Raw genomic sequence first — 17,933 nt, 5'->3', positions numbered from 1 at the left:
TCAGGCTGCCTTCTCGTTTTCGGCGAGGCGCCGTTTGAGGACCTGGATTAAGTGAAACGACAGTTGCCGGACATCGGCCGGGACGTTCTGCAACCCGTTCCAGCGACGGCGCTCTGAACCAAACTCCCATTCGCCCGCGCTCCAGGCGGTCTTTCCTTTGAGCAGTCGCAAGCCCGCAGCAAATTCGTCTCTTGTGGAGGCGCCTGCAACGCTGTTCAGAAAATCCATGACATAGCCCAGCGCGATGATACCCGTGCCGTGTAGTAGCCGAGAGGACTTGGGCGTTTGCCCAACCCAATCGTCCGAGAAGACATGCTGAACCGCGTGATAGAACTCGCTCATCGTCGTGACACCCTGCGCGAGCAGAAGCTGGTCCTCGCCTGCATAGAGCCGGAGGGCTCCGTCACTGAGGGAATTCATGATCACCCGTTGGAGGACGGTGTCGCGGATCACGCCCTTTGGGTTGGTTTGTTGTTTGATCAGCCCCTTTAGCGAAGATCCCTTTCGATAGTTGAGTGCCTCGGTAACAAGGGCGGCCTGTGATCGGCTCGACATGCGTGTGGGTAGATCACCGACTTTAGGAAGCAACTCATAGACAAGCGCCTTCGGCAGCGGTCGGGTGTTGTTGACCAGGATGAACTGCTTTTGCAATTCCTCCTCTGTTTCGCAGAGAAAGCCTGAAACGAGCACTTCAAACTCGCGGCCGCGAAGCTCGGAAAGCGCAGTGAAGCGCTGCTGCCCGTCGACGATCCAGCCAGGAGGGCCATTGAACGTATCGACAACCAATTGTTGAAGGCGGCCGCCTGGGCTCATCGCGGGCTCTAATCGAGCACCACCCATGAAAGCGACCACTATCGCATTGGGCAAGATTGAGTTCGGCTTTTCCAGGTAATCGCGAATTTCGCGAATGTGGCCCGCTATCTGCGGTCTCTGAAAACCTTGAAGGGCGCCGCCGTCGTCGCGTCCTGCTCGCTCGATGCGGGCGATGCGCGCAACATCCGATGCCTTGGCGACGAAGGTGAAGACCGCCAACGTGTCGCTCTGAACCGGCGCGAGTGCGTCGAACCTAATTACATGCTCTTTGCTCATACAGTTTCCAGTCGAAATTCATTTAGGTGGGTGTGGAAGACGTGGAGGTTGTGGATGCCGCGGCGCTTGTTGCGATTGGAGGTCCGGAAAATAACGGCCTCCACACCGCTTTCCCGACAGACCCGGCAGTTGCACCGTTCCCAAGGTCGATCGCCAAGCGTGTGCGTATATGTCTTGCGCTGTCGGGCCGCTGCATCCGCTCGACGACCCGGCGAAGCCTCCTCGTCCCAATTGAGGGCCGCCCAATACTCCATCACCGCATCAAGTGTCTGATCCAGTGTGGCCGCGCCGGCGGCATAGGCGCGAACGTGGTAGAGGGCGGTGTCTTCGAGGCGCCTCGCATCCTCCTGGTTGAGGCTCCCTTCAAGCGCCTTCTGCTTGAGCTTGTTGTTCTGGGTAGCCTGAGGGATGCGTATTGCCGTGTAATATGAGAGATCGCCACTGGCCGTGCGGGACCAGTAGTTTTTTCGTGCGTCCTTGAACGCCCGCAGCAAGGGTGAAGTCGTGTCAAAGCTGGTTACGCGGTACTTCTCGAGCACCGCCAACTCTTCGATCTTTCCGAAACCGAGCAGGTGAAGGCGGACATGGTCTGGAAGGACGGCACGCAACGCGTCCAAGACGCGGCGGATCTGTCCGATCTTCAGGGGCACTGTGCCCCCAATGGCCAAGTAGTCGTATCCCATGTTCGCCAGGTTCCGTGCGGCCTCCGCCATGCTCTCTGCTGACCACCCTTGGATGACGCCCAAAGGCGTGAATCCCGGTCCTAGCGCCTTTGAGGCTTGGCGGAACTCGCTGGCATTTTGAAGCGTGATCTCATATCGACCGCGCACATCTTCAGGGACATCATGCAAATTGCGGGTCACACCAACATCGTCGAAATCGAAGATCAGATGGTCGGGTGAGCATCCGTGGGTGAAGCCGCCGTCGGCATAAAACTCGGCCGTGTCTTCAGCGCGATAGGGTGGCTCTGGTAGGTTGCGGTACGAGAAGGCACCACAGTCCCCCAGCATGATGCTTTCCGGAAATCGTTCGAGCGGATAACGCAGAAATCGCCGCGCGCCCTCTCGACGGAATCGCATTAATTGAGCTTCAGAATACTTCCCTGGGTGCCCTACATCTCCCACGATGCCGCGGGATACGAGGATCCCGTCATACGGTGCTTGCTCCAGGAATTCGTGCGGGTACTCGTCGTCCCGGTGAACTAACCGGCCTCTGCCGTTGCGATCTTCAATGAAATCGTAGTCGGGGTCGATCGTATCGACGCTGTCTGCAAAGAGAAACTTCATCAGGCCACCTTGGCGAAGGCGTGCATGTGGTCGAGGCGCGCCAGGTGACCGGACAAAAGTTTGATGTCACGGCCGACATTTTGAATTTCGTTCCAATCACGTTGAAGCTCGGTCCACCGGCCACTGGTCCAGCGGCAGTAAGGAGCGATGCGTGAAAGTGACTCGGTCGCGTGAGCGAGCAAGTCTGCGCCGGGCGCGGCACGCGACATGATGCGGTCCATCAAGAGGCTCATGGCCTCGATCCCCGCCGAGTGCATAAGTCGACTTTCGGTAGCCGGACGACCCCACGCCTCTGGGAACACGACGCGCACAGCACTCCAATAAGCGACAAGGGCGCGATACATGGCGTCGATGTCGGCAGGGGATTCAGCCGTCGCCTTATAGGGGGCCAGGGAGCCGAGAGCGCTACCAATGCTGTTTCTGATCGCCTTGACCAAAGCGGAATCTGTAACCACCGCATCGGAGGAATCTTCGGACAACCTCTTGATGAGACCGCGGAACGGGGAGTCGGGCGCCGATTGGAGAAGATTGACCAGTTCACTAGGAATCTTCCGAGATGAAAGGTCCCGCGGAAACGCGGTATCCACTTCCGGAAGGAGTTCGTTGATCAGTCGAGGATCAAGGGGCTTGGCCTTATTGACCAAGATGAATTGCTCTCGGTGAACTGAAAGTTCCTCCGAAACAAAGGCAACAACCGGAACCGGAAAGCTCTTGTTTTGAGCTTGCGACAGAGCGATCGAGCGCTGCTGGCCATCCACTATCCATGCCGCCTTTGGGCCGTCCTTCGGTAGTGGGATTCGTAACGTCCCTGCTTCACAAACCCGGACGTCGCCACTCGGTCTCTCACCCCGTGCTTGAGTGAAGCGTGCTCGTGGCGAGATCGCCAGAATAATGGCATTCGGAAAAAGCACAGGACCCTGGTCTAGGAATTCTGTGATCGCCTGAACGTGATTCTTGATCCCCTTGCGCTGAAACCCTTGCAAGGTGCCTTCGCCGTCGCGGTGGACGCGGCTGATTTCCGCAATTTTTAGCAGATCTGCGCCAGCAACAAAAAAGGCGTAAACAGCTTTGTCCGCTTGCTCTGTCCTAACCGCGCGCACAGCGAGTGTAGGCTCCGTCGTATTCCGGGGCCGTGTCATGCTGCCTCTCTCTTCTGAAGGGCAATCTGATAGAGCCGACTGAACCGGGATTGCTCGCAGGCGACACCCTCTTCGTCTCGAAGGGCGCGCAACATGCGCGCGACGCCCAATTGCGACTCCAGGCGAGCCGCGATCAACTCAAGCAACTCTGCATCAGATCGACGCGGCCGGCGCGGCCTCTCGGGCGCCGTCACCTTGGCGAGGGCGCTGGTAACTGCCGCATAATCGGCGTCACGATCCTGCTTGCCCTCTCCCGCAACCAACCCCACAAAATGATGCAACGCCCGTTGGGAGAAATCTGACCGGGTTCCAGGCAGGATAGCCTCTAGTCGCGCATCGTAGGGAGCAAGCGCAGGATGCAACGCCGGCGGCAATGCAGAGGCAAGGGAAGCACCGAAAATTCTCAGTCGAGCTAAAGCCAGCGGGCCAAGTGCGTTCAGGCTTTCACCGACCATTTGAGCATAGGGTCGAGTGAGTGCGATCAGAATGCGTCCGGAACCTCGACCAACTGCGTCGACCCAACGGTCCGACAGGGGCGATGATTGCAAGCCACAGAACCAGGCGCCGGGGTTGAAATCACCCCTAACTCTGGCTGCGATAGAGTCCGAATGCCCCGCGGACACTGTGAGGCCATATAAAGGAACTTTGCGGTCCGCAGCAATCAGACCGAGTCCTGCAGACAGAATGTAGAGCTTGGCCGAAGCGATTTCTGACGCACGAGTTGCCAACGAAAAACCGCGTCCCGCGTAAATTTTGCCCGCCGCCACATTAAAGGGTAGTCGCTGGACCTTTTCGATCCACGCAGCTTGCACCTTCTCCTGGGTGTCGATGGGCAGGGATGCGGGTGTTGACTCGACCGTCGGCCGCGCTTGTTTTCGAAACGTGCAGATGGTGACCACAACATCGGCACGTGTGGTCCGGACGGGCTGAGATGGCTGCCTAGGTGCGTTCATTTCACCAATAACTGCGCGAAAAATGCGTGTGGTTGGTTTCGACCCATCGACCACATATCTACATCTAGCGTGTCGCCACACCGCCTCGCACAAACTGTGCGCGACAGCGGCCGTCATGCGCAACAGCTACAGCAATTCTGTAGCTTTTGCAATGGGAAGCCGGACAAATGCGGCTTCGAATGGAGGGGCGGCGGGTAAAGTCCCCAGTTATTGTACCCTATTCGTTGACATGGTGCCGCATTACTGGACAACGGCGCAGTCACCACGGCTACACCCCAGGATCGCGGCGAATACCAACCCGAAGGCTTCACCAGTCCGAGCCTTCCAGAGAGCCATGCCACCAACTTGCGCCTGAGATAGGGCGGGTCTAACGAGCGCCAGCGGTTGGTATCCTCAACGACACTGCAAGCCGCAAACCCGACTCTCGCGCACCGCAACCGCATGATTGGATCGTGCCGTTTGCGGTGAATCGCCCACCAACCTCCGCATTTCCAGCGATTGCGGTCGGAGTCGACGCGTTGGGAGGCGCCTCGGCCATTGTGAACTCAACGCCAATTTCGGCTCATCGATCCTGCCAATGTCTGATGGGAAGCCGCAATGACTCAGGCGGTTTCGCACCCTGCCACGCACGACAACACCGAACATTGTCCAGAGCAAACCGCTCCTTGACCTCTTGCAAGATTGAACGATTATCAGAACTGCGGTGTCTTGTCTCATTTCGGCGAGCTCAACTGTCACATGCAATAGGTGCTATCTTGGCGCGAAATCCGGCACAATTGAGTGAAGCTGACTGGCGAGGGGTCGTAAGGGACTTGAAGTCAGCGGTTAGGCGGTGCCAGCCTCAGGGCGGCAACAAAGCCAAATATTGTCAGATGTCGAAGATCTATCGGGTCGCCTGGGAGACCTATGAATCAAACGCGGCCGACAGCCTGGCCCGGTACTGCGCAGAAAAGCTCGAGCGTCGGCAGCGGGCGGATACGTCGCTTTTTCATTACCTGCTCGCCATAACTGATGAGCGCCCGGTCCAAACCATCAGCGCGTGGGCCAAAGCAATGGTGCTGGCACACGCTCAAAGAGTCCCTCCTAGGGATATCTTTTATTGGTTAGAAAAAAAGGGGTTGAGAAAGCGCTCATATCCTTCCGCAACGAAACCAATGAAAAAACCGAGCGTGAAGCTGCAGAAGTCGAGTGGCCGTTCGAGCAAGCCACCCGATAAGGTGATCGCGGTCCAAAAAGGCTTACCCCGACACCAAAAGGTGATCGTTTTGAAATCTTGAGCTAACGGTCGTCCGGCAGGATGAAGAGCTGATCGCGGTCCGCTCTTCCCGTCTTAAGAGCCTTGCAGATGTAGTCGACCGCGTCACGTGGCGTTTTGTCAATCAGCTTGGCGTCGATGATCGTCAACGAGCGGTCGGGCCGGGTATAACGGTGGCGCTCATCCCTGAACTCATACGTAGGACTCTTCTTAAGCCGATTCTCGGAATGCAGAAGATAGATACCCTGGATGTGCTGTCCATCGTTTATCGACGAGGCCTTTAGCGACTGCTTCTGAAATTTGAAGATCGGGAAGTCCGGAAGCATGAACCACCTCGACATTTTTGCGCGACTTTCTTCTGACCGGAAATGACGACCAACACGCTTCGCGTGGATTGAGTAAGCGCGTTTGGTTTCATCCAGCATCACGGAAAACCGGTGGGCTTCACTCCCACTGATGTGTCGAAACATCAGCGTGATAAGAAATGGTGTCCATCCTGCGTCAATGTGCATGGTGATCATATCTCCGAAGGCATCAATTTCGTCCTGCATATTTCGTGGGAGAATTTGGTACTTGTTGTGCATGGTCGTGGTCCTCATTGACAAAAGCCGATCAATTCACGCGCGGTGAAACTCGCGCGGGACCTGAAGTGCTATGGAGCGAAGCGTTTCCGGGTGAAGACAACCAGCCCGGCGACTTTTCATCGCAAATCGAATTAGCGTTTTACGGAACCACAATTTTTCGCCTGAGCGTAAAAATGGGGATGTTTGAAGATCCCCTTTTTTTGGAAAAAATGGCGGAATTTCTGATCGAAATCTTTCGCGTTAAATCCGGAAAATGGGGATCTTTTGAAGATCCTCCTTTCCTACCCATGCGAAGTTTCAACATCCCCATTTTTACGATCGAAATTGCGAACTCCGCATCCACCGGATCGGTGGTACGATCCTCACGCCGGGAATAGCCGGACTTGGTGCCGCGGCCGTCGACCAGATCATGGCCGATCGGTAACTTCGATGCCTTCACGAAGGACAACGACCAGTACGCGGAGCACGACTGCGCGGTCATGCCGGTGGATGGGCGTGATCATCTGGAAGAACGCTTATTACGATCGCACTCGAACAAATCACTCGCCAAAACGCTGCAGGGCCCAACGTAATATCGTGCGTGATGACCGTGATGCGGACTGATGAGTATTGAGGGCGCCGCGATGGTTGACACAATCGAGGAGACCATCGACATGGCCGGTTCGCTGCTTCTACGCATATCACGGCTGCGGTTGCGCAAACCGACGAATTTTTGCGTCAACCCGGATGCTCTGAGGTTCTGTCCTGTGCGCCGGCTGCCAATGCGGGCGGAGTAGCTCAACTAGACTGCCTTCGCGCTTTTCCTCGTCAGTCGCGATCGCCGTGCCGGCGACCTCGCAGTTCGATATTTTACCTACTGCGTAAATGAAAAGAGCGTTAGCAATGCGAGGCGAGGAATTTTTGACCCTATTTCCATTCATATATTGACCCTGGCGACCGCTCAGGCGGCGTACAGCAGGTACATAATTTGTATACAGATCTCGTCGCGTTCGGCGATATATTTGTCTCTATATTTGACTTTTTGCTTTGTCCATGTTATGTTCTACTTTGTGAATTGTTTTCGTGAGGACATAACCATGGATGGAATAGCCATAATCTTAGCTGCAAATGTCGACAACAAACCCCGCGCTGCTTTCTTCTCTGGTGAAGCAATCGATGCCGCCGTGGTGGCAGCCCATCGACAAGGCTTCGCGGTAGTAGTTCCGGCGACCGAAGAGCTAGTCGTGCTTGCAGCCGACATACCAGCCGGTCGCTTGACGGCGGCGGGTAGGGTAAGCTGCTCGTTTGTAAAACAGGATGTCTATGACAAGTTCGCCGCTTTGATCGGCACCGAGCAAGAGCTGAAACCGTCAGAGGGCGGGGAGCAACAGGGAGGCTCAGTCAGCAGTATGCCCTCCGCTGGGCCGGACCTTTGGGCAGGTATATCGGCAGGGTCAATCGTGCTCGCCACGGTTGGCCGTGAAGATGGATGGTGGGAGGCCGTGGTGCTAGCTGAAGACTCGAGCGGCGAGCGGCTTACACTGTCCTGGCGCGACTGGCCGAATATGCCGTCGTTCACCATGGCTCGGCGTACTGTAGCGGTGATTGCGCCGAGACCATAATCGCGATGTTGGGGTTTGGCGGGGGAATGCCCCCGCCAAAACCTTTTCATGCAACCGATTTTTGACAAATGCAATCTTTGGTTGCATTTGTCGCCGAAACGTGTTATGGTGCTGTCACGCGCCGAGTAACAGCGCGCTGCCATTCGGCATCGACACATCAAGCCAAAGGACATCTGATATGCGTGGCCAGCCAGCCAAACTGGTGGGGCCGTCGGAAATGCGTGCGCTCATCGCGTGGAGCAAGCGAAGCCGACTGCCGCACAGAAACCAAGTGATTGTATTGCTAAGTTTCCGGGCCGGACTTAGGGCTTGCGAGATCGCGGCACTGGACTGGTCGATGGTACTCACCGCGAGTGGCAAGATCGGGCCCTCGATCGAACTGCCGGGCTGGGCGGCGAAGAAGGGCAGCGGCCGCCGCATTCCAATGCATCCCGACCTTGCGCAAGTGCTCAGGCAGCTTGCTAATAAGGCTGATCTTGTCGGAGCAGTCATCCTGTCGGAGCGCCGCTCCCGCATGAGCGCCAAAACCATCGTGAACTGGTTTGCCAGGGTCTACAGCGACCTTGGGCTCGATGGTTGTTCGTCACACTCTGGCCGGCGAACCTTCATTACCCATGCGGCTCGTTTGATACACAAGGCCGGCGGCTCGCTCAGAGACGTTCAGCAACTCGCCGGCCATAAATCCCTCACCACCACACAGTCCTACATAGACGGCGACGCCACCGCGCAACGCAAGCTGATGCGTCTCCTCTAGTCCCGCCCTTCTCCAACCGACTTGTTCACCCGCCAGCACAGGTGTGCCGCCGGGTCGCATCCGCTCGCGCTCAAGAAAGGAAAAACTCATGACCGATAAAGATCACGGAATGTCACCTGCCGACGTCGAAATGATCAACCAAATGCTCGATGAAAACCTCGCCAAAATTCGACAGCTCAATGACGATCTGAGGATCCGTCGCCTCGGCGGCACTTTCGTTATCACAACAGGCATCGCCGGGCTCGGTGCATCGATGGTCAGAAAGATCATCGTAGCAGTTACTGAGTTCGATGCCTTTACGCCGGAGAACGATCCTTATGGTCAGCGCGACTGCGCCGTGATGACCGTCGATGACATAAAAATCCTCTGGAAGATCGACTACTACGACCTAACCCGAACATATCACTCGCCAAACGCTGCAGACCCCAACGTGACCTCACGCGTAATGACCATCATGCGCGCCGATGAGTATTGAGGGGGCAAACATGGTGCAGAACATTGACGAGGCAGTCGCAATGCTCGCCGTGTTGCGCTCCCTAACCTCACAAGAAGCCGGTGCCCTTCTGGACCCGATGATCCTCGATCAATCGGTCGAGCTGTCCGACGCGATTGCGATGGCTGATACGTCGTCGCTCTACCGCACACTAATTGACGGCTTTAGCTATCAAGGAATCCGAGACTCTCACGCGCGAGCCTACATCGCCAAACACGGCAATGCCGAATGGCACGGCATTGCCGGCTCACTAGCAAGCCAGCCGCTCTGTCCAAAACTTGAAGACTTCGACAGCTATCGCGGCTGCCGCTATCGCAAGGCAACCGTGTCATGCGCTAACCCAGACGGCTTGGCTGCCTGCCCGGTACCAAAGCTGGTGCTGCGAAAAGGCGTTCTGAACGAGCAAGCCTTTTCGCTTTACTTCTTCATCCGCGACGAGTGCGATGGCGACCTAGTCGGCTTCATCGATAGGCTGCTTTACGTCACCGACGACGAAGAGCGAGCGGTGGACGCCGGTCGCGAAATCTTGCTTACGGCTTTCACGCAAATCGTCGGCGTCTCGCGCAAACTCGCCGGTATGATGCTGTCCAATATCTTGTTGAGTGCCGGTCATGATCGCAAACGCTGGAACATTGTTGGCGCGTCGATCGTCGTGGTCGACTCTTTGGTGCACAATTTTTTGCATCGAACCGGCATCTTGACCGCTTACGAAGCCGACCACCTCTACGGTGAACGATGTTACGGCTCGACCGGCTGCGAGACGGTGCTGCGCGACCTGGCAGCGCGATTATCTACTGTCGACGGTTCAATCTCACCTCGATCGCTTCAGCACGCTGTCTGGCGATTTTGTGCTGCCGACGAACTGGCCGTCTGTAATGGCAACAACATACGCGACAGCTTTCCCTGCCAGCTCGAGTGGTGCGCGTTGAAGGCCCATTGCAGTCGACTGCCTCTTAGACCCGCGAAACCCACGCTGGAGGAGATCTGATGTCTCATCCTATTCTTCTTCCCTTTCGCCAGGGCGAGCTCGATGGCCTCTGCGGCATCTACGCCGTCATCAACTCAATGCGCTCGGCGTGCATGGCAACCTTCTCCGGCCAGCCGTTTGGCAATATCTTTTTGTCGCATTGCTGGAATCGGTCGATCAATCAGTAGGGGCGGCTCACGCCGCGTCGAACGGTATCGACACACAGCCTTTAAGGTATTTGCTGAAGGCCGCGATCTTGCATCTGGCGACCGAACACGATCTGACCATCCGTGCGAAATCTATGCTGGGCCGAGACGAACAGCCATGTTTTGAAGAGATATTGCGTCGTCTCGGCGATTGGGTTGGACAACCAGGTCAGGCCGTAGTGTTGTCAGTCTTTGGCTCGCTGAACCATTGGACGGTCGTCCGCCGTATCAGCCGCAGCTCCCTCGTCCTATTCGACAGTAGCGGCTATGCGCGGATCTCTCTCGAGGCCTGCCGCATGGCACACGAGCGGCCAAGGCCTAAAGGACGGCAGCACATCATCCCGCACGACGCCATTTTTTGTGTGAGCCACCGCTGAGCTAATATGAGGCGCGCCGCTAGTGGCTAGGAGATCACCTCTTTGTCTTCGGTCGCTTCAAGAGGTCGGCAGCGTCGACGTTCAACGCCTTGGCTAGTCGATCAACCACATCGATAGAGGCGCTATAAACGTTCCGTTCCAACGAGCTGACATAGGTTCTGTCGAGTTCCGCCCGATGAGCAAGCTCCTCCTGCGAAAGCCCAAGCTCGTTCCTCAGGGCCTTCAAATTGAAGGCTAGCACCTCTCGTATCGTCATGAACGAGAGAGCAGCGCCTTGTCGAGTATTTCACCACGGAGTATACTCTACATTCTCGCCCTTCAGCGCAACTGGTCGCCGACACCGACCGCCACGCAACTCAACGCTCGGGCGCGCTCCATCACACATGGCTTCGCAACACCTTTGAATTCACGGAGTACTAACATGTCGCTTTGGTCTTATTTCTTCAGATCCGCAGCGGTGACGAAGAGGTCAGCGCGAAGATACATTTTGATCTGGGTTGCCTCGCTAATCGTTTCGGTCATGGCGCCGGCGGGAACACCCGGTTTTCAATTCGCCGTCCTGTTCGACGCGCGATTTCCCTCGGCGTCTGCAGCAACAGTTGTAGACCAGTCATCAAAAGCCGGAGCCGAGATCAATCAAGAGGTTTTGGACGACCTCGTTTCCCGAATCTTCGGTTGCTGGAGTTATCCGTCGGATGCGAAAAACCCGGTCTCCATCCGCATGCGTCTATTGCCGACCGGAGAGCTCGATGGAAAGCCAACAGGGATTGACGAGGGTTTGGCGTCGACCAAGTCGGACCAAGTCCTGCTCAATTCAGCCTTACGTGCGGTATCCAAATGCGCGCCGTATAACGACATCGTCGCAAACTCGCCAGGGCTGGCGGGCAACGATGTGATTGTCACGCTCAATCCAGAGAGTGTTTCATCCAGTGAACAATTGGCAGAAGCCGAAAAAAGCGACGCCATAGGCGCCGTATCACAAGCCGACGCAAATTCGTCGAACGCGGACGGAGGGTCGGCTGCTCAAAAGTCGCCGCCGTATAACGATATGCGGGAGCTCTTTGCAGAACACCTATTGCTCCTATCCAACCCATTGAATGCTGGAGAAGCCGAAGCGAAGCTGCGGCAGCGAGGAGTCGCTCAAATGACAGCCTTTGTTTCTGATTACACGGAGGAGCCATCATCTTGGCTCATCCAACTCGCTGCCGAGGTTGGACCTGCTCTTACGCCCGGAAAAGGGTTCTTCTGTCGTGTGTCCACAGATGACGCAGAGAGTATGGCACGGCTGCGGCTGGTCTCGGCTATTCGGCCGGGAATTGTCATCTCGGGTGAGCTGGGAGAATATAACGTGGATGTCCCGAATCGCGTGATGTATATCGTGCTCGACCCTTGCCAGATTATTGATATCCCTCCGCAGTAAACTAGGTGGTCGCTGTGCCTTTGATAAACGGCGCCAGTGAGCGCGCCGATACGGAGTTCGTCTTTGCGCGCTTGCATCGAAATGGCTGCTGCGTGGCGCTCGCCACCGTAAGGCGCACTGCAGAAGGCTCTCTTCGCCTCAGATCCAGATGATCTCGCGCCGAGATAGATGGTGCCGCGGCCGAATATGCCGAGTTATTTGGTGATCCTACAGGGGCTGGCGAGAACTTGGCGCTAGACTAGACTTCAAAGAAAAGGTTCAATCACGACAGCTTATAAGACAAGCACGCTGGTCGAAAAGATGCAAAGGAGGAGTTGGATGGACGAGAGCTCGACCGGGTGGCAGCAGCTGGGCGATTCCGGTGTCTTTATCGAGGTCGAGCTGCGAGGCGGGCGTGAAGATGTCGGCCTCCTGGATTCAATACCCTTCGATCGTGTGACGACCCTGGTCGGAGAAATCGCGCACCACATCGGAAGCGCCATCAAGAAAGCCCAGCCCAGCAAGGCGGCGGTCGAGGTCGGCATCGAGTTCGGGCTCGAGGAGGGCAAGCTCGTCGCCCTGATCGCCCGCGGTAGCACAAAGGCCAACCTCAAGATCAGCATGGAATGGGCCCACGCCGGGGCCTAGACCAACTGAACACGATGTCTGATCCTATCGTCGCCCATTTGCGCTCATGTTGCCGCCAGATCATGGGCAAGCGCCCAGGTGCGGGCTTTTTTATCACCCCCGACATCTTGGTGACCTGCCATCACGTGGTCGGCGACATTGAGGGCAATGTCCTGGCTGTGAAGCATTGGCGAAGCGACGGTTCGCTTCACCAAGAAGACGGCGTGGTGATTGCGCGGCTGCTTGGTGATGACATCGCGCTCGTCAAGGTCGGGTCAACCGACAACGATTTTGTCGAACTCGATCCTAATATGCTCGTGTCCGACCAGGTCATCGGCATCGGCTTTCCGGCGCGATCCGGACGCGAGGAGTTTGACCAATTCAGCGCGACATTTGAGGGCGAAACGCACTATCGCCGCCCCGGCGGCGCCACGGAATCGGAGGGGAAGCTCAAAGGCGGACAGATCGAGCCCGGATTCAGCGGCGGCCCCCTGCTCAACATGAAGACCCGGGCCGTGTCCGGAATGGTGACTGCCACGCGCGACCGCCGCACAGACCTTGGCGGATGGATCGTCTCAGGAGAGCGGCTGGGTCGAGCGCTGGACAGTCTCGGCGTGCAACAAATTGGCGCCAACCCTGCATGGCAACGCGCGGTTGATGCTCAAAAGAAACTTGAAAAGGACAATGCTCGCGGCGCAAGTGGACCCGAGGCGGGGCGCTTTTCCCAGCAGATACCGCCCTTGCCATCCCACTATGTTGAGCGAAGCGGCGACCTGGACGATTTGATCGCAAGACTTATCTCCGATGAGAGTTCAAACCACGCGCTGGCCATTGCCGCGGTGCACGGGCTTGGTGGCGTCGGAAAGACCAGCATCGCAATCGCTGCCGCACGCTCGGACAAGGTTCGCGAACGCTTCCCCGACGGGGTGTTGTGGACCAGCCTTGGCCAGACGCCGCATCTGCTCCAGACGATGACCTATTGGTTGCGCTCGCTCGGCGAGAAACTGGACGTGCCGTTGTCGCTGGAAAGCGGCAGCACATATCTGCGCACCCTGCTTCAAAACAAGTCGATGCTGATCGTCATCGACGATGCATGGGACGAGGCCGACGCTCAGCCGCTTCTCGTCGGCGGTTCGGCTTGCCGCACCCTGTTGACGACCCGCCTCGCGCACGTGGCCGACCGCGTTGGCGCCAAGATCTGGACGCTGAACGCGATGAGCGACGACGAGTCGCTGATGCTGCTGAAGAAGCGCTCGGCTGGTGCATCGCTGGACGCAACCGCAGAAGAGGACGCGAGGCTGCTTGTCAGCGAACTCGGGCACCTCCCGCTTGCCTTGGAGCTTGCCGGAGCCTTGGCCGGCCGTGGCTATTCGCTGTCGGACATTCGCGACCAACTTCTCGCTGTCGAGGTCGATGAAGAAGACCACGGCGTGTCATCGCCGGGGCGCCTGGCAATCGACAAGTGCCTTGCGCTCAGTATCAACCTGCTGGCTGCTCGCGACCGGCCTCTGTGGGAGGCATTCATACGTCTAGGCATGATGCCGGATGGCGTTAAGTTCGATGCGGCGATCGCTGCCCATTTTCTTGGTAAACCCTTAAAAGCCGCGTCGATGATCTTGAACGCCTTGCAGGATGACGCCCTCTTGCAAAAGGCCGACAATGCCTACGCCATGCACGCCCTTCTCAGGGATGCAGCACAAAAGCGGCTCGGTCTGCCGCCACCCAGCGGGCTTGGCATTCCCAGGCCGGAAGCGCATGCCGGCGTCGTTCGCAATTACCGGAAGACCCATCCCGGGCCGCTTACCGCCATTCCCGATGATGGCTATATCCACGATCATCTCGCATGGCATCTTGCCCAGGCAAACGATTTTAGCACCTTGCGTGACCTCCTCTTTGCCGAAGACGCCGGTGGCCGCAACATCTGGTTTCAGATCAAAGACCAGCAAGGAGAACTTGCCAGCTATCGGGCCGATCTGGAGAAGATGCTTGCCCTTGCGATCAAGCAGGGCCCAGAATTCGCGGCCGAGCAAATGCTATGGGCGTTCTGCCTGTCATCGATATCCGGCGCTCGCCGCCTGTCTCCCGCGGTGCTTGCCTCACTCGTCAGAAGCGGGATTTGGACGGCTGCGAAAGGCTATTATTGGGTTGTAAGCGAGGTTAGCAACGACAAGCGACTGGAACTCCTGGTAAGCCTTGCCAAGGCGGTCACCAGCCTGCTTGACAGCGGACCGCAAGACCAAACGGATCTGCCCGATATCGTGAGCGCCGCGATCTCGCGCGCAAAAGAGACTTTGCTCGCAGAGGCGCCCACCGCAAGGCGCACCGTTCTTGCCGCGGCGCTTGTGGAGCTCGTTCCACCGGCGCAACAGGAGGCGCTGCTGCGTGAGGTTGTGCAGTGGTGTGCTGGCCCTTCAAATCAGGTCACGTTCCTGATCGCCCTACCGGAGTCGCTGAGGGCCCCGGTCATGGCGCTCAGCCTGGCAAAGATCGCCGAATGGCCCGCCGGATTGGCCAAGGCGGAGATCTTGGCGAGATGTATCTCTTATTGCCCATCGGCGATGCTGCAAAGGCTATTTGACCAGACGTTTTCGGCGATCGACGAATGCTTGGCGTTGGCCCGCCCACTGCCGCAAGGGCAAGGTCTTGCCCAAGCGCGCAATGGCGTCGGCCTGAGTCACCCGGGCGATCCGTCCGACGCGACCCGCGCCCACCGACAGCAGCAAAACGCTTCCATCCAAACCGCCACTCACGAGGACAAGTCAGCTTCCGAAAGCTTTGATCTCACCGATTTGATCGTCGACGACCGACCGCAAAGTGAAAGCCTTGCGATCACCATTGCCACAGCCTTGGCGACCAACACACCGCATGAGCTTCGGGCGGAGGCGCAAAAGCGTCTCAAGGCATTACACACGATTGGCCTCATTCCGGAGTTCGAGGTTCGTGACCTGGACAACGCCACCGATATGTCGTCGGCGACACCCTCATCAGACGACTTCGTCTATGAGATTGGTCTTTTCGAAGCTCTCGGGAAATTGGCAACCCTGGAGGCTGACAGCGACATCGAAACCCTGGCTGGAACCATCAGCGTCGTCGATTTCAGGACGGACTTCTTCGCCGCGCTCGAGACCGGACGGCTCGACGGGTTGAAGCAGGACAAATTGCTTTCCTGCCTTGCGAGGCACTTCTATTGGTCTTCGGAGTTGGCCCTCTACTCACTGCGTACCGATCCAAAGGCGCTTTGGACGGAAGCCATGTCCAAGATGCGGCCGGCAGACTCGGATTTTGAGTATGACTCAATCATGCGCATTGGGTTGTATGTATTGACAGATAAAGAAATGCTGAAGTCGCTTCTTGAAGAATATTTTCTAAACAATGATTTGAACCAGCAGTCTGCTGCCGTCTACAAGCTCATGCCCTTCCTTCCGTCAGAATATCCCGAAAATCTGCTGGCAACTTATGCAGATCGGGAAGCGGTCGGACGACAGCTCTCCAGCTTGACCGAGATCATGATCGACCTGATCGGGGCAATCAGCGCGGGCCGGTTGTCTGCGTTCGTGGAGGCTGCCTCGAACCGCCATAGCGAGTGGTGGATCGTCGAAGCACTGACGCTGACGATGACCAAGCTGAAATCGCCCGGCGAACTGGAAGCAATGCTTTCCGCCACAACCCGCATCAGAAACTCTGACCTGAATGCGCGCATCGTCGGCCGCGCCGCGCGCCGCGCTGCAGATCTGGGCTATGTGGAGCTTGCTGTAACCGCCGTTTGCGGCATCAACGCTCCGGCGGCGCGCGACGATGAATTGCACGAGTTGGGCATAAGACTAGCCTCGGCGGGCAAGATGGAGGCGGCGGGGCAGGTTGCCGCAAGGATCGGTTCAATCGAGACCAGAGCACGCGCCTATCTCAGCATCGCTTTGGAGATGGGAGCGCTTGGCCGACGCGAAGACGCTTTCCGGGCCCTGGCTGAAATACCGCTTGCAAGCGAGCGCGAGTTGGGCGTCAAACTGCTTGGCCCAGAGACGGTCCATCGCGCAGTCCCGCTTGACGACCGGCTGGCGCTGCGCGCCGAAGTGGCCGAGAGCGCATCTTTTTGCGAGAGCGTGTCAGGCGCAATCGAGGCGCTTTCACGCCAAATCCTCGAGCAGGCGTGGATGAAGCCAATGGGCGAGGCTGCCGCGAAAGGAGACGCAGCGGAGGTTGCGCGGCTGAGTGAGATGCTCTGGACGGTGAGCGCGAGCAACAGCAGCCTTGCCCGCGACATCGCGCAGCGGTCCAGGATCGGGGCCTTGAAGCTGGTCGGCGAAGCGGCGCCCATCATTGCCGCATCGGCGGGCGGCGCCAATGTCACAGGAACCATAGAGGCCATCAACACGGTCTCGCGGTGGTGGCCATAGGTCTTGCTCGCCATGCGCATGTTGACGGTGCGCGATCCGGCCAAGTGTATTCGACAAGGGCGACTTCAACGCCTCAGGGGGCTCGTCCTGAACCGGGCGCCAAGAGTCATAATGCAGGGTCAGCGCTGCAGTATCATCGGCAGGTTCGGTCTGCCGCCTGCAAAGTGGTGGCTTTGCCCGCGATACGGCCTTGGCAAACCGCAACCCCGGCTTTCTGCGGACAATCAGACTGGTGCTCTGTACCTGCCCGTGTCCGAAATAAAAGGCGCGAAGCTGTCGCAATCCAACGAAATTGCCCCGCGTGTTCAATGGTAGCAAATGACGCGAAGACCAACAGACCTCACGACTTACAGCGCTGTACGGTCGCCCCGCGTGCTTAGTTCGCCACTTCCGCCGGCCCCATTTGCCAGCGCAAAATATCACTCCAGCCTTAGCTTCTTAACGTCATCACCGTTGAGGGCGGATATATACTGCGCCAGCTTTTTGGGCGTCGTGCCAACGGGTATTTCAATGTGACCGCCGTTCGATGTCGTAATGACGATCTTTTTGCCGTCCTTGTCACCGGCAAGCTTAATCAGCCCGGCAATGAGGCTCCCCAAGACCGTTCCAGCCAAGCCAACGAGGCTAATTACAACCGAGGCATCGAAGCTACGAACAGCTCCGGGGTGACCTTTCAGTTGAATGCCCCCCTCAACTCCACTATCGGCGATCATTTTCTCGATGGAGGCCCGAAGTCCTGGGGTCGAAAACAACGGAGATTCAATAGACACTAGAGACAACGCCCTCTCCTCTAAAGCGCCCAGACCATC

At 57.5% G+C, this 17,933-nt stretch carries 17 protein-coding genes; 10 read left to right on the top strand and 7 right to left on the bottom strand.

The window, feature by feature from the left end:
• The 4 genes from dbpB (NKI35_RS09475) to NKI35_RS09460 are packed head-to-tail and all read right to left on the bottom strand — an operon-like array spanning position 1 to position 4,413.
• Positions 1-1,089 (bottom strand): DGQHR domain-containing protein DpdB, encoded by a 1,089-nt coding sequence (gene dbpB, locus NKI35_RS09475; protein ID WP_352739692.1) that lies wholly within the window; start codon positions 1,087-1,089, stop codon positions 1-3.
• Entirely contained in the window at positions 1,086-2,375 is a 1,290-nt protein-coding gene (gene dpdA / locus NKI35_RS09470; protein ID WP_352739690.1) for a tRNA-guanine transglycosylase DpdA, read from the bottom strand. Before dpdA ends, dbpB (NKI35_RS09475) begins: the two co-directional genes overlap by 4 nt.
• Positions 2,375-3,475, bottom strand: coding sequence for a DGQHR domain-containing protein DpdB (gene dbpB, locus NKI35_RS09465; RefSeq protein ID WP_352739688.1), 1,101 nt, complete (start codon positions 3,473-3,475; stop codon positions 2,375-2,377). The genes dpdA and dbpB (NKI35_RS09465) overlap by 1 nt, the downstream gene beginning before the upstream one ends.
• Before the next feature lie 35 nt (positions 3,476-3,510).
• Complete coding sequence (locus NKI35_RS09460; RefSeq protein ID WP_352739686.1) at positions 3,511-4,413, bottom strand: hypothetical protein; 903 nt, start codon at positions 4,411-4,413, stop codon at positions 3,511-3,513.
• 926 nt (positions 4,414-5,339) lie between these two features.
• Between NKI35_RS09460 and NKI35_RS09455 the strand changes: the two genes are divergently transcribed.
• The gene (locus NKI35_RS09455; RefSeq protein WP_352739684.1) at positions 5,340-5,744 is read left to right on the top strand and encodes a hypothetical protein; all 405 of its coding nucleotides are present in this window, start codon (positions 5,340-5,342) and stop codon (positions 5,742-5,744) included.
• Between the two features lies 1 nt (position 5,745).
• On the opposite strand, the gene NKI35_RS09450 is transcribed toward NKI35_RS09455, so the two are convergent.
• Positions 5,746-6,306, bottom strand: coding sequence for a hypothetical protein (locus NKI35_RS09450; RefSeq protein ID WP_352739682.1), 561 nt, complete (start codon positions 6,304-6,306; stop codon positions 5,746-5,748).
• A gap of 14 nt (positions 6,307-6,320) precedes the next feature.
• Between NKI35_RS09450 and NKI35_RS09445 the strand changes: the two genes are divergently transcribed.
• From NKI35_RS09445 to NKI35_RS09420, 6 genes are all read left to right on the top strand, one after another.
• Complete coding sequence (locus tag NKI35_RS09445) at positions 6,321-6,683, top strand: hypothetical protein (RefSeq protein WP_352739680.1); 363 nt, start codon at positions 6,321-6,323, stop codon at positions 6,681-6,683.
• A 699-nt stretch (positions 6,684-7,382) separates the two neighbouring features.
• Positions 7,383-7,907: an SH3 domain-containing protein gene (locus NKI35_RS09440; RefSeq protein WP_352739678.1), complete on the top strand. Its 525-nt coding sequence runs from the start codon at positions 7,383-7,385 to the stop codon at positions 7,905-7,907.
• Positions 7,908-8,085: 178 nt separating this feature from the next.
• Positions 8,086-8,661 carry a tyrosine-type recombinase/integrase gene (locus NKI35_RS09435; RefSeq protein WP_352739676.1) on the top strand — a complete coding sequence of 192 codons (576 nt, stop codon included), beginning with the start codon at positions 8,086-8,088 and terminating at the stop codon, positions 8,659-8,661.
• An 88-nt stretch (positions 8,662-8,749) separates the two neighbouring features.
• Positions 8,750-9,136, top strand: coding sequence for a DUF3768 domain-containing protein (locus tag NKI35_RS09430; RefSeq protein WP_352739674.1), 387 nt, complete (start codon positions 8,750-8,752; stop codon positions 9,134-9,136).
• A 10-nt stretch (positions 9,137-9,146) separates the two neighbouring features.
• Positions 9,147-10,142 (top strand): hypothetical protein, encoded by a 996-nt coding sequence (locus tag NKI35_RS09425; RefSeq protein WP_352739672.1) that lies wholly within the window; start codon positions 9,147-9,149, stop codon positions 10,140-10,142.
• 88 nt (positions 10,143-10,230) lie between these two features.
• Complete coding sequence (locus tag NKI35_RS09420) at positions 10,231-10,704, top strand: hypothetical protein (RefSeq protein WP_352739670.1); 474 nt, start codon at positions 10,231-10,233, stop codon at positions 10,702-10,704.
• Positions 10,705-10,738: 34 nt separating this feature from the next.
• Here the strand turns inward: NKI35_RS09420 and NKI35_RS09415 are convergent, their stop codons facing one another.
• Entirely contained in the window at positions 10,739-10,960 is a 222-nt protein-coding gene (locus tag NKI35_RS09415) for a helix-turn-helix domain-containing protein (RefSeq protein WP_352739668.1), read from the bottom strand.
• A gap of 231 nt (positions 10,961-11,191) precedes the next feature.
• Between NKI35_RS09415 and tolA the strand changes: the two genes are divergently transcribed.
• From tolA to NKI35_RS09400, 3 genes are all read left to right on the top strand, one after another.
• On the top strand, positions 11,192-12,124 hold the full coding sequence (tolA, locus tag NKI35_RS09410) for a cell envelope integrity protein TolA (protein ID WP_352739666.1): 933 nt from the start codon (positions 11,192-11,194) through the stop codon (positions 12,122-12,124).
• A 318-nt stretch (positions 12,125-12,442) separates the two neighbouring features.
• On the top strand, positions 12,443-12,751 hold the full coding sequence (locus NKI35_RS09405; RefSeq protein ID WP_352739664.1) for a CU044_2847 family protein: 309 nt from the start codon (positions 12,443-12,445) through the stop codon (positions 12,749-12,751).
• 62 nt (positions 12,752-12,813) lie between these two features.
• On the top strand, positions 12,814-17,124 hold the full coding sequence (locus tag NKI35_RS09400; RefSeq protein WP_352739662.1) for an NB-ARC domain-containing protein: 4,311 nt from the start codon (positions 12,814-12,816) through the stop codon (positions 17,122-17,124).
• 419 nt (positions 17,125-17,543) lie between these two features.
• On the opposite strand, the gene NKI35_RS09395 is transcribed toward NKI35_RS09400, so the two are convergent.
• Entirely contained in the window at positions 17,544-17,894 is a 351-nt protein-coding gene (locus NKI35_RS09395; protein ID WP_352739660.1) for a hypothetical protein, read from the bottom strand.
• Between the last annotated feature and the right edge of the window lie 39 nt (positions 17,895-17,933).

Origin of the sequence: Mesorhizobium sp. M0676, from assembly GCF_040320535.1 — a bacterium.
Classification (GTDB): domain Bacteria; phylum Pseudomonadota; class Alphaproteobacteria; order Rhizobiales; family Rhizobiaceae; genus Mesorhizobium.
The sequence above is the reverse complement of the archived record's forward strand: the minus strand, read 5'-3'. Positions and strand labels throughout refer to the sequence as shown.